At 43.4% G+C, this 12,598-nt stretch carries 8 protein-coding genes; 7 read left to right on the top strand and 1 reads right to left on the bottom strand.

Translation table 11 applies throughout. From position 1 onward, the window contains the following. The first annotated feature begins 24 nt into the window (after positions 1 to 24). The 4 genes from Q0590_RS01300 to Q0590_RS01285 all read left to right on the top strand — a co-directional run bounded on the left by Q0590_RS01300 (position 25) and on the right by Q0590_RS01285 (position 4,461). Entirely contained in the window at positions 25 to 498 is a 474-nt protein-coding gene (locus Q0590_RS01300) for a gliding motility lipoprotein GldH (RefSeq protein WP_302036274.1), read from the top strand. A 199-nt stretch (positions 499 to 697) separates the two neighbouring features. After that, positions 698 to 1,333: an LON peptidase substrate-binding domain-containing protein gene (locus Q0590_RS01295; RefSeq protein WP_302035663.1), complete on the top strand. Its 636-nt coding sequence runs from the start codon at positions 698 to 700 to the stop codon at positions 1,331 to 1,333. Between the two features lie 90 nt (positions 1,334 to 1,423). After that, on the top strand, positions 1,424 to 2,020 hold the full coding sequence (locus tag Q0590_RS01290; protein ID WP_302035662.1) for a HupE/UreJ family protein: 597 nt from the start codon (positions 1,424 to 1,426) through the stop codon (positions 2,018 to 2,020). Between the two features lie 119 nt (positions 2,021 to 2,139). Continuing rightward, positions 2,140 to 4,461, top strand: a complete 2,322-nt coding sequence (locus Q0590_RS01285; protein ID WP_302035661.1) for a M1 family metallopeptidase — start codon at positions 2,140 to 2,142, stop codon at positions 4,459 to 4,461. 252 nt (positions 4,462 to 4,713) lie between these two features. Here Q0590_RS01285 and Q0590_RS01280 read toward each other — a convergent pair whose 3' ends face one another. Continuing rightward, positions 4,714 to 6,135 carry an MATE family efflux transporter gene (locus Q0590_RS01280; protein WP_302035660.1) on the bottom strand — a complete coding sequence of 474 codons (1,422 nt, stop codon included), beginning with the start codon at positions 6,133 to 6,135 and terminating at the stop codon, positions 4,714 to 4,716. 511 nt (positions 6,136 to 6,646) lie between these two features. Between Q0590_RS01280 and Q0590_RS01275 the strand changes: the two genes are divergently transcribed. The 3 genes from Q0590_RS01275 (at position 6,647) to Q0590_RS01265 (ending at position 12,544) form a co-directional block, all read left to right on the top strand. Continuing rightward, a complete protein-coding gene (locus Q0590_RS01275; protein WP_302035659.1) occupies positions 6,647 to 9,394 on the top strand; it encodes a DUF1553 domain-containing protein in 2,748 nt (915 codons plus the stop codon). Positions 9,395 to 9,455: 61 nt separating this feature from the next. After that, a complete protein-coding gene (locus tag Q0590_RS01270; RefSeq protein ID WP_302035658.1) occupies positions 9,456 to 10,949 on the top strand; it encodes a DUF1501 domain-containing protein in 1,494 nt (497 codons plus the stop codon). 56 nt (positions 10,950 to 11,005) lie between these two features. Next, entirely contained in the window at positions 11,006 to 12,544 is a 1,539-nt protein-coding gene (locus Q0590_RS01265; RefSeq protein WP_302035657.1) for a c-type cytochrome domain-containing protein, read from the top strand. Positions 12,545 to 12,598 lie beyond the last annotated feature (54 nt).

Here is a 12,598-nt window from a genome sequence, read left to right as displayed (position 1 = left end):
GATAATTTATTTTATTTGCGCATGATGAAATATATTTTATTTGTAGTAGCCATTAGCACCATTTTTTTTGCCTGCGATTCAGACAGGGTGTATGAACAAAATCATACAATTCCTAACAATCAATGGTATATTGATAGTATCCCAAGTTTTACATTTACTATTACTGATTCTACGGCAGCTTACAATATCTATTACAACATCCGCAATGCTAATTCATATCCGTATTATAACCTCTACCTGACTTACTACTTGCTGGATGAAGAGGGTAACCAGGTATCCGCCCGCCTGCAAGAGTTAACGTTGTTAGACCCTAAAACCGGTAAACCCCTAGGAAATGGCTTAGGTGATATTTTTGACCATCAGATTGTGGCGTTGCCAAATTTCAAATTTCCCAAAGCTGGCACGTACACCATCAGACTAAAACAATATATGCGGCAAGATCCACTGCCATCTATCATGAGTGTAGGAATTCGGGTAGAGCAGGCAGAAGGCAGTTAATTTCTAGCGCCATTATTTAACGGATCAGTATCCAACCATACGTTTAGGAACAAACAACTCGTGGATGCCTGCCATCAGTTTTCAGGCCACCTGATAGTTTATTGCCTTATGATGCCTCAGATAGAAACCTGATGCGAAGCAAACTTATTATGCATTAATGAGTTTACTTTGTAATTTTACCCGCAATTTTCTGTGAGCCATGAACCATTTTCTGCCTTTTTTTCCTTTAAATCTGGTGGTGTATCCGAAGGAAAAACTTAACCTGCACATCTTTGAGCCCCGCTACAAACAGTTAATTACTGAATGCTATGCACAACATACCACTTTTGGCATTCCGTGCTTTATTAATAATAAAATTGAAGGGTATGGTACAGAAATGCGCCTGCTTGCGATAAGCAAGATATATGAAGATGGCAAAATGGATATTGAAACACAAGGCTTGCGTATTTTTAAGTTGCTGAGTTTTGAAAATCCAGTGAAAAGCAAATTGTATGCGGGCGGCGAAGTACAAGCCCTGGAACTCATCGACGATGCCAGTGAGCCAATAACTACCCAGCTGATAGGCCAAGTAAAGCAATTATATAGCCTGTTGCAACTAAACCTGAACCTGGATTTTAAACTGTATCAGTACCTGTCTTTTGAGTTAGCGCATAAGATTGGCCTTTCCACGGAGCAAGAATATCAGTTGCTGACTATGCCTTCAGAAAAAAGCCGGCAGGAGTTTTTAGTTACACATTTGCAAAATGCTATACCTTTGATACAGGATATGGAGCGAACCAAAGAAAGAATCCGGTTGAATGGCCATTTTAAGCATCTGGACCCCTTGAATTTTTAAAATCATAGTAAAACTTCCAATCTCATTAAGTGTATTTTCTCAGGATGCATTGCTCGTAATGTATGCTGATTACCCAAGTTGCTTGTAGAAATGACTGAATTTGAAGCGTATTTAAGACTAGGATTTTCTCATATTACAGATTTAAATGGCTACGACCACATCCTGTTTATTGTGGCGCTCTGCATAATATATCAGTTCAGAGAGTGGAAAAAGGTGTTAATTCTGGTTACGGCTTTTACCGTAGGCCATTCCATCACCCTGGCCTTGGCTACGCTGAACATGGTTCGGTTCCGCAGCGATATTATCGAATTTCTTATACCAGTTACTATAGTGCTGACGGCGGTTGGTAATCTGTTCAACAATCCTAAAACTACCGGTAGACTCACGGATGAAAAAACACCTAAGCTCCGATATGGCATGGCTCTTCTGTTTGGGTTAATTCATGGGCTGGGGTTCTCTAATTATCTGAGAAGTTTGCTAGGGAAAGAGGCTAGCATCTTTCAGCCCCTGCTGGCATTTAATATAGGTCTGGAAATAGGTCAATTGGCTATAGTGTTTGTGGTGCTCTGCCTGGCTGTCGTTTTCCAGAATATATTAAAGGTGTCCCGGCGTGACTGGATTCTGATTGTCTCTGGGATTGTCATTGGTTTTGCCATTACCCTGCTTATCAAGACAAATATATTCTGAAGCCTGTGCGCTCTCTACAGAATTGTTTATCTTTGAAGAATGCAATTAGAGCAATAGTTGCCCTCAATAAGAAAATAGCAAGTTTAATTTTATAGTTTATCAACATACCGTATAACCAGATGAAAAGAGTTTGTTTTCTGATCTTTTGCTGCACACTATACACACAGCTGTGGGCGCAGGAGGAATATAAGCCAGCTAATTCAAAGTTTGAGCAGTTAGGCACCATGCTGCCTACACCCAATACCTACCGGAGTGCCTCTGGTGCTCCCGGCCCGGATTATTGGCAGCAGAAAGCAGATTATGATATTAAAGTGCAGCTCGATGATGAAAAACAGCATATTACCGGTTCAGAGGTAATCACCTATACTAATAATTCTCCGGATGAGCTAACCTATCTGTGGGTACAGTTAGACCAGAATTTGTTTTCTAAAGACTCAGATACGTATAAGACCGAAACAGGCACATTGAATGATAACCTATCGTTTGATGCCCTGGACTTTGTGAAACGGGAGAAGTTTGACGGAGGCTATAAAATTACTGCTGTTAAAGAGAAATCTGGCGCTAAACTGACGTACAATATCAATAAAACCATGATGCGGATAGACCTGCCCCGGCCGCTCAAGCCAAAGGGTACGTTTGCGTTTTCAATAGACTGGAACTATAACATCAATGACCAGAAAAAACTGGGAGGCCGTACAGGTTTTGAATATTTTGAAAAAGATGGCAATTACCTCTATGAAATAGCCCAATGGTTTCCGCGCATGGCCGTTTATGACGATGTGTATGGCTGGCAGCATAAACAATTTTTAGGTCAGGGAGAGTTTGCCTTGCCATTCGGAGACTATAAAGTGGCTATTACCGTGCCGGCAGATCATATAGTGGCGGCCACCGGTGAATGCCAGAATCTGAATCAGGTATTAACTTCTACTCAGTTAAAACGCTGGGAAAAAGCAAAAAATACCAAAGAACCAGTAGTAATTGTTACGCAACAGGAAGCCGAACAAGCCGAAAAAAGCAAAGCAAAGGGCACAAAAACCTGGGTGTACCAAGCCAAAAATGTACGGGATTTTGCCTGGGCCAGCTCCCGGAAATTTATCTGGGATGCCATGCAGGTAAACATTGCCGGGAAAAAAGTTTGGGCCATGTCGTATTATCCTAAAGAGGGAAATCCACTGTGGGGCCAGTATTCTACCAGAGTAGTAGCCCATACCTTACAGGTTTATTCCAAGCATACCATCGATTACCCATATCCGGTAGCTATTTCTGTACATGGACCAGTGTTTGGCATGGAATATCCGATGATTTGTTTTAATGGCGGACGTCCGGAACCAGATGGTACCTATTCCGAACAAATTAAATATGCCATGATTTCGGTGATTATTCACGAGGTTGGGCATAACTTTTTCCCGATGATTGTTAATTCAGACGAGCGGCAGTGGAGTTGGATGGATGAAGGGTTAAATAGCTTCTGCCAGTTTCTGGCCGAACAAGAGTGGCAGCGGGATTATCCGTCCAGACGGGGGGAGCCATATAAAATTGTACCTTATATGAAAAGCGATCCTACGGCTTTGGTACCGATTATGACGAATTCTGAGCAGATTATGCAGTTTGGGGCAAATGCGTATGGTAAACCGGCTACAGCCTTGAACATCCTGCGCGAAACGGTAATGGGACGTGAGTTGTTCGATTATGCCTTTAAAGAATATTCCCGCAGATGGGCTTTTAAACATCCGCATCCGGCAGATTTTTTCCGCACCATGGAAGATGCTTCCGGTGTGGATCTGGACTGGTTCTGGAGAGGCTGGTTCTATAGCACGAATCCGGTAGAAATAGCCCTGGCCGATGTAACACATTATCAGATTAACACGCAAAATCCGGAGGTTGAGAAACCCTTAGCCAAAGAACAAGCTAATCCGCAAACCCTAAGTAAAATACAGAATGCGAAAGATATAAAGAGTACCTTACAGGAACGGGATACTGCCGTGTCTGACTTTTATAATTCTTATGATCCATACCAGGTTACACAAGCCGATCGTGCAAAATATCAACGGTACTATAACTCTCTAACTCCGGAAGAAAAAGAACTGGTAGATTCAGGATTGAATTTTTATGTGCTTTCTTTGAAAAACAATGGCGGTACCATTATGCCATTAATCATTAAAATGGACTTTGAAGATGGCACCGAGAAAGTAGTGCGGATTCCGGCGGAAGTATGGCGAATGAATAATCAGGAGATAAATAAAGTGCTTTTTACGGAAAAACCTGTAGCACAATTTACATTAGACCCGTACCTGGAAACTGCTGACATTGATACAGAAAATAATGCGTTCCCAAGAAAATCCGTGCCTACCAGGTTTCAACTATATAAGGAACGGAAAATGACACCTAAAAACCCGATGCAACAGCAACGGGAAGCCGCCGGGCAAATGAACACCAATTAAGGAGTAAATTAAAAGCAGGGAATAGAACGTGGACCACATGCACTTTTTATTCCCTGCTTTTAATTCTTACCATCCGGATTTATCAGACTGAAGCAAACTTTGTACTTTCTTTTAATTATATCATTATATAGCTCGAACCTAGTTAATGTATCTTTTAACATTAAACCGCTCCCTTATTAATTTCCCGTGCTCTTCACAAGTACTAGATGTAATCTTGCTTGCCTACTAGACAGGGGTTTCTCAACCGGTTTTCTATATTTTCACCAGCTTCCATTTGCCTCTTCTAAAAAGAAAAATGCTAATAATAGCCAGTACTGATAAGCTAATGGCAATGGCAATAAATACACCGGCAGGCCCCAGATCTAAATAAATGGCTAGCATATAAGCCAGAGGAATCTGGAGTACCCATTCGCTAAAGAAATTAATGAACGTAGGAGTACGGGTGTCGCCGGCTCCATTAAATGACTGGCTAATGACCATCCCATAGGCTGCAAAAACATATCCTACACATATATACCGCAAGCATTGTTTACCATAAGTTACTACTTCTTGTTTCTGAGAGAAAATAAGAATGATATTTTCTGACAAAATAAATAAGACTATTGAGACAGCTGTTAGAAAAAGCATATTAAAAAAAGCGGCCCGCCATACCGATTTCTCGGCCCGTGCTGGCTGACCGGCACCCAGGTTTTGCCCTACTAATGTTGCCGCTGCATTTGCTAAGCCCAACGAAGGAAGAATGGTAAATATAATAACCCGTATAGCTACCGTATAACCGGCTAAAGCATCGCTGCCAAACTCAGAGATGATACGTGTCAGAAAGACCCAGCTGGCAGAACTGATCAGAAACTGCCCCATGCCGCCAAAAGAGATCTTCAGAATTTGCCAGATAACAGAGAGGCGCAACTGTATATCTTCCCAGTTAATTTTAATGATTGATCTGCCGGAAAATAATATGACAAACTGATAAATAACCCCACATCCGCGACCAATTGTGGTAGCCATGGCAGCACCAGTTACACCAAAAGCAGGTACAGGTCCCCAGCCAAATATAAACAGAGGATCTAATAACAGGTTAATACCATTGGCAATCCATAAAGAACGCATGGCGATAGAAGCATCGCCAGCACCCCGGAATATGGCATTGTTCAGGAAGAGAAGCATAATAGTTAGGTTACTTCCCAACATGAGCCGGGTAAAGCCTTGTCCTTGCGCAATTAATTCCTCCGAACCGCCCATCAGCCGCAGAATATCGGCAGCGAAATAAATACCTGCCAAACTGATGAGCACAGAGATACTGATTGCCAGAACAAGCGACTGACCGGCAGCTTCCGATGCTTCTTTTTCTTTCTTCTCGCCTACGCGTCTGGCGATCATAGCCGTGGCGGCCATACTTATTCCAATGGCTACGGCATAGATCAACGTCAGCACAGATTCGGTTAGGCCTACGGTCGCTACGGCATTTTCTCCCAGGCGGCTTACAAAAAACACATCCACTACAGCAAACAAAGATTCCATCACCATCTCCAGAATCATAGGAACAGAAAGCATAAAAATGGCTTTGTTGATGCTGCCAGATGTAAAATTTTTTTCCTCGCCTTTTACCGCAATCTTAAAATACGCAACTATGCGTTGAAGTTTATTGCCAGTAACAAGCGGCTGTTGATGATCCATATACAGAAGGACAGAAAAGTATAAAGAATAATACAGTGAATAAAGAAAAAGGTAGCCGGAGGATGGCTAGCAAGAGGTTCTGTATTTGGGGATAACTACTTCATCCGCCAAAGATATAAAAAATAGAAATGCAATGCTCACTATTTACATAACCGGAAACATAAAATTTTGTGTGGTAGAAGGTTGGCAGCCCTTATTGAGCAAATTATGGGTGCAGGTTTTATAGTATTTAAAAGATATTTACTATAAAATTTTGTATATTCGTGATTAGAACAATAATAATTTCTTTTCTTAGGTAGAACCCCAAATCCATGCCTGTTGTATGACCGCCACTATTCTTAGCCAGCAATACTTAATGAATGCCGCAGCCAATATCAGGCAAAACATAGCCTGTCAGGCGGGAAATAGTATCGATCTGCCTGAAAATAAAATGTGCCTCAGGTAACCTAATACATGCCTTACTAACCACCCTTTTTCATCTATGAAGCTACTTAGGAACCTCAGCATACAAATGAAGAAAAAAAATAGTCTATCCTTGATAAAAGGAATAGGCGTAGCTTCACTCGTATACCTGGCTGGCGCTTGTTCTTCAAATGAACATATAGACTTTAATGCAGATATCCGCCCGATAATTAATACAAAATGTATTTCTTGCCATGGGGGAGTAAAAAAGAATGGAGGCTTTAGTTTGCTTTTCAGGGAGGAAGCACTGGCGGAAACAGAATCAGGGCAACCAGCCATTATTCCGGGCAAGCCTGGCGAAAGCGAACTTATCAAACGCCTGGTACACGACGATCCAGAATACCGGATGCCCCTGGATGCCCCGCCACTCAACGAGGAAGAAATACGCAAGTTAAAAGCCTGGATTAAACAAGGAGCACAATGGGAAGATCATTGGGCCTATGTAAAGCCCAAGCCCCAAGAGTTACCCAAAGTAAGCAATACTGCCTGGCCTAAAAACGGGATAGATTACTTTATTCTCCAAAAACTGGAAGCAGAAGGCTTGCAACCTTCTCCGGAAGCAGACAAAACAACCTTACTTCGCCGCGTTACGCTGGACTTAACCGGATTACCTCCAACACAAACCCAGGTTGACAGTTTTCTGAAAGATAATTCTCCGAACGCTTACGAAAAAGTAGTAGACCGCTTGCTGGCTTCTCCTCACTATGGGGAACGCTGGACAGCTATGTGGTTAGATTTAGCCCGCTATGCCGATTCTAAAGGCTATGAAAAAGACGATTTCCGGAATATCTGGCGGTACCGCGATTATGTAATTGAGTCATTCAATAAAGACCTGCCCTTTAATCAGTTTACGGTTGAACAATTAGCCGGAGACTTATTGCCAGAACCGACCGAAAAACAACTGATTGCCACAGGTTTCCACAGGAACACGACCAACAACGATGAAGGGGGTACAGACGATGAAGAATTCCGCACAACCGCTGTTCTAGATAGGGTAAATACTACCTGGGAAGTATGGCAGGCGACTACCATGGCTTGTGTACAATGCCATAGCCACCCCTATGATCCATTCCGGCAAAAGGAATATTACCAATTCATGTCGTATTTTAATAACACCCGCGATGAAGACACCCCGAATGAAACCCCAACACTGAATTTTTTTAAGCAGGAAGAGCAAACAAAAGTTCAGTTAGTAAAAGACTGGATTACAAACCATAGCCCGGCAAAGGAAAAAGCGCAGCAAGAACAAAAGATCCGCCATTTTCTTCAGGTGCTGGAGCCAAAATTTCACGGACATAATTTTGATTCTTTAACGAAAGGTGTGCTTACCGGAGATAACAAATCGCCAGGAATACATCATACAGGCTTTACCAGGCTAAAGCAAATTAATTTTACTGGTAAAACACAAGTGTTTACGCGGTATGCAGCGGAAAGTCCGGGCGGTGTGGTAGAGCTTAGAAAAGGTGCTGTAGATGGTGAAAAAATTGGTACCTGGCAGGTAGAAAGCACTGGTAGCCGCTGGAAATATGTAGTAAAATCGTTTTTCATTCAGCCAACCGAAGGAACCCATGATGTGTATCTGGTATTTAATAATCCTGCTGCGAAAAGTGAAGTAGCCATTGTCGACTGGGTAGTGTTCAGTGAAGCAATGCCAGGATGGGATAAACCAGGGTTCAAGGCTGTACAAGATAGTTTGCTGAGCCTGCACAATACAGCTAAACCAGACAGAATGCCCATACTGCAGGAGAACGGCGAAACTACTCGCCGGAAAACCCATGTGTTTGTGCGGGGTAACTGGCTGGTAAAAGGAGAGCAAGTGCAGAGTGGAGTGCCTGCCTCCATGAACCCCTTGCCAAAAGGAGTTCCGAGTAACCGGTTGGGTATGGCAAAATGGTTAGTTAGCCCTGAAAACCCGCTAACTGCTAGGGTAACTGTTAACCGCTTCTGGGAACAATTATTTGGGACAGGCATTGTAGAAACATTAGAGGATTTTGGTTCTCAAGGCATGAAACCTTCCCACCCGGAATTGTTAGACTGGCTGGCACTTCAGTTTATGCATGAACAGCAGTGGAGTGTAAAGAAGATGCTGAAGCAACTAGTGCTATCTGCTACTTACCGGCAATCGGCGAAAGTGACCCCGGAACTGCAGGAAAAAGACCTTTATAACCGGTTATTGGCCCGCGGCCCCAGAGTCCGGTTGACGGCTGAGCAAGTACGGGATCAGGCACTGGCCATAGGAGGTTTATTAAGTACAAAAATGGGTGGACCAAGCGTAATGCCTCCACAGCCAGCAGGTGTGTGGCAAGTGGTGTACAGTGGTTTACAATGGAAAAACAGCGAGGGAGAAGATGCTTTCCGAAGAGGCATTTATACCTTTTGGCGCAGGTCAGTTCCGTATCCTTCCATGATCACGTTTGACAGCCCAGTCCGGGAAATTTGCGTTTCCCGGCGTATCCGGACCAATACACCTTTGCAAGCCCTGGTTACACTGAACGATACTGTTTATATAGTAGCTGCCCGTGGGCTAGCCAGCCGGATGAGCTCAACTAAGGACGAAGCTACCATAGAAGATCAATTAAAAACCGGATATAAGCTAGCTACACTGCGGGAACCTACTGCTGCTAAACTTGCTATTCTGAAGCAATTATATACAAACTCTCTTTCCTATTATAAAGAAAAGCCCGAAGAGGTAGGAGCAATACTAGGGGAGGAACAATCAACCAACACTCAGCTGGCAGCACTAACCGTAGTTAGCAATGCCATATTGAATCTGGATGAGGTAATAACCAAGGAATAAATTTACTAAATACTCCATAGCTTGGCAATATAATGGGCTGTGGACTTAAATATAGATAGGTATGAATTTGTTTGAACAAGCGGAATTTGAGCGGTTACAATATTTAACCAGGCGGCATTTTTTGCTAAAATGCACAACAGGTTTAGGAGCCATGGCTTTAGGTTCGTTTCTGGGATGTAATTCCTCGGGAAAATCCACAGGTAACACAGCAAAAGCATTGGCAGAACACAGCACAAATCCGCTTCTCCCCAAACCTGCCCATTTTGCTCCAAAAGCCAAACGCGTCATATTTTTGCACATGGCCGGGGCGCCTTCCCAGCTAGAATTATTTGATTATAAGCCAGAGTTGATGAAGCTCAACGGACAGAGTTGCCCACAATCTTTGCTGGAAGGAAAGCGGTTTGCCTTTATTAAGGGTGTACCAAAAATGTTAGGCCCACAGGCTGAATTCAAACAGCATGGACAGTCGGGAGCCTGGGTTTCCAAGCATTTGCCTTATTTTTCTAAGGTGGTAGATGATGTAGCATTTCTCAAAGCCATGCATACGAATGAGTTTAACCATGCCCCTGCCCAGCTCTTGATGCAAACTGGCAATGGCCGCCTAGGCAGGCCAAGTATGGGTTCCTGGGTAACTTATGGCTTAGGATCAGAAAATGAAAATCTACCAGGGTTTATTGTCTTAGTGTCTGGCGGCAAACAGCCTGATGCTGGTAAAAGTGCCTATGGAAGCGGATTCCTGCCAACGGTATATCAGGGGGTAGAGTGCCGGTCTAAAGGCGAACCTGTGCTATATGTATCTGATCCGAAAGGCATGAACCGGGATTTACGGCGGCATACCTTGGATGCCATTAATAAAATTAATGAAGAGCAATACAAAGAAATGGGCGATCCGGAAATAATTTCCAGGATTTCGCAATATGAAATGGCTTTTAAAATGCAGGTATCTGTGCCGGAAGCGATGGATATTTCCAAAGAGCCAGAATCTGTGCATCAGATGTATGGGACAAGTCCGGGTCAATCGTCTTTTGCGAATAATTGCTTACTAGCCCGCCGCCTGATAGAACGCGATGTGCGCTTTGTGCAGCTCTTCCATTGGGGATGGGATGCCCACGGCGCAGGAAAAGAAGAAGCCTTGAATTTCGGGTTTATGGACCGTTGCCGGGAAGTAGATCAGCCTATGGCAGCCCTTATACAGGATTTAAAACAAAGAGGGTTATTGGAAGATACCCTGGTTGTGTGGGGCGGAGAGTTTGGCCGTACGCCGATGCTAGAAAACCGGGAAGGAAAAGAAAATCCATTTACAGGCCGCGACCATCATACAGAAGCCTTCACCGTATGGATGGCCGGAGGGGGTGTGAAAGGGGGCGTCTCTTTTGGCGAAACCGATGAAATTGGGTATTACGGGGTAAAAGACAAAGTGCACGTGCATGACCTTCAGGCTACTATATTAAACCAACTAGGGATGAACCATGAAAAACTTACCTACCATTTCCAGGGACGTAATTTCCGCCTGACAGACGTGCATGGCCAAGTAGTACGGGATATACTTGCCTGATTTAGTAAGTACATGAAATTATACAGTTGTTATACCACTCCATTAACTTATATTTTGTGAAGAGCCGACTCATTTTATTTTTTCTGATACTTTCCGGACCAGTCATGGCAGCCACGAATGCCGACGAGCCATCCGAATTTCTATTATTCCTGGGCCGTTTTCATCCCCTGTTTGTGCATTTACCTATTGGCTTTCTCATTATTGCCTTTCTGCTGGAATGCTTTTCCCGCCTGCAACGGTTCAGCGAAGTGCGGCATGCTACGTCTCTGGTACTGCTCCTGGGTACCTTAAGTGCAGTAGCGGCAGCTATTTTGGGGTATTTTCTTTCCTTTGAAGGTGGGTATGATGAAGATGCTTTATTCTGGCATCAATGGTTTGGTATTGGGGTAGCGGTAACATCCGCAATTGCCTATTTTCTAAAAATTCGCACCGTCAGTAACATAACGTTGGTGTCTAAGGCTTATTTTCCTTTGTTAGCTTCCAGTATGGTGGTATTGATGGTAGCAGGTCACTTGGGTGGAAACTTAACGCATGGCTCCGAATACCTCACGCAGTACATGCCCGGTCCGCTACGGACATTGGCTGGCTTACCAGCTCCGGTTAAAAAGACGGAAGCTAAACCCATCACCAATATTCAGGAAGCCGTACTATATACAGACATTATTCATCCCATTTTTGAAGAGCGGTGTATTAGTTGCCACAACCCGGATAAAAAGAAAGGCGACCTACTCATGCATACGTTCAGCGACCTGATGAAAGGCGGCGAGGATGGAAAAGTACTGGTTTCCGGAAAATCTGCTGAAAGTCCTCTCTACAAACATATAACCCTCCCTCTGGAAGATGATGATCATATGCCGCCAAAGGGTAAAAAACAATTAACCAAAGCCCAGATAGAACTTATCCGCTGGTGGATTGATGAAGGTGCTTCGGCCGATAAAAAAGTAGCCCAGGCAACGGTAACAGAACCGGTGGAAAAGGCTCTTGCAAGCCTGGGTGTATCTACAGAAGATGAGGGCAAACCTAAAGGTATTTTTGCCAAGCAAGTACCTCCGGCCAAGCCTTCCGCGATTGACAGTGTAAAAAAAGCCGGTTTCCAGGTTACCTCTATTTCGCAGGATAATCAGTATTTGCAGGTAAAATATACACACACAACTGAAAACTTTGGTAAAGCACAAGCCAAGGCTTTACAAGCCATAGCCCCACAAATTACCTGGCTTGATCTAAGTAACGCCAAAATAACTGACGAAGGATTAAAGGAAATAAGTAGTTTACGCAATCTTACCAGGCTTCGGCTGGATAAAACCAATATTACTGATGAGGCTATTGCATCGCTACAAAAGCTAGATAATCTGGAATACCTGAATTTGTATGGCACAGCCGTTTCAGACAAAGCCTTACCTAAATTAACTTCTTTTAAAGGCTTGCAGTCCGTATATCTGTGGCAAACCAAGGTAAGCGAAACCGGCGTACAATCTTTACAAAAACAACACCCGAAACTAGTCATTAATACCGGCTGGACAGACACCAATAAAAAAGACTCGGTTTCCAAATCAGATAAAGATTCGGTGTTGAAAGTAGTAAGTCAGAAACAATAGATAGAACCCTACCTGCAATAGCTATAAATGATATGGCTATGGTGAGTAAGGGTA

The organism is Rhodocytophaga aerolata (assembly GCF_030503435.1).
Classification (GTDB): Bacteria; Bacteroidota; Bacteroidia; order Cytophagales; family 172606-1; genus Rhodocytophaga; species Rhodocytophaga aerolata.
The sequence above is the reverse complement of the archived record's forward strand: the minus strand, read 5'-3'. Positions and strand labels throughout refer to the sequence as shown.

Excerpts from the sequence above, each read along its gene's own strand:
- Q0590_RS01300 (WP_302036274.1), top strand. The coding sequence starts at position 25 with ATGAAATATATTTTATTTGTAGTAGCCATTAGCACCATTTTTTTTGCC.
- Q0590_RS01295 (WP_302035663.1), top strand. The coding sequence starts at position 698 with ATGAACCATTTTCTGCCTTTTTTTCCTTTAAATCTGGTGGTGTATCCG.
- Q0590_RS01290 (WP_302035662.1), top strand. The coding sequence starts at position 1,424 with ATGACTGAATTTGAAGCGTATTTAAGACTAGGATTTTCTCATATTACA.
- Q0590_RS01285 (WP_302035661.1), top strand. The coding sequence starts at position 2,140 with ATGAAAAGAGTTTGTTTTCTGATCTTTTGCTGCACACTATACACACAG.
- Q0590_RS01280 (WP_302035660.1), bottom strand. The coding sequence starts at position 6,135 with ATGGATCATCAACAGCCGCTTGTTACTGGCAATAAACTTCAACGCATA.
- Q0590_RS01275 (WP_302035659.1), top strand. The coding sequence starts at position 6,647 with ATGAAGAAAAAAAATAGTCTATCCTTGATAAAAGGAATAGGCGTAGCT.
- Q0590_RS01270 (WP_302035658.1), top strand. The coding sequence starts at position 9,456 with ATGAATTTGTTTGAACAAGCGGAATTTGAGCGGTTACAATATTTAACC.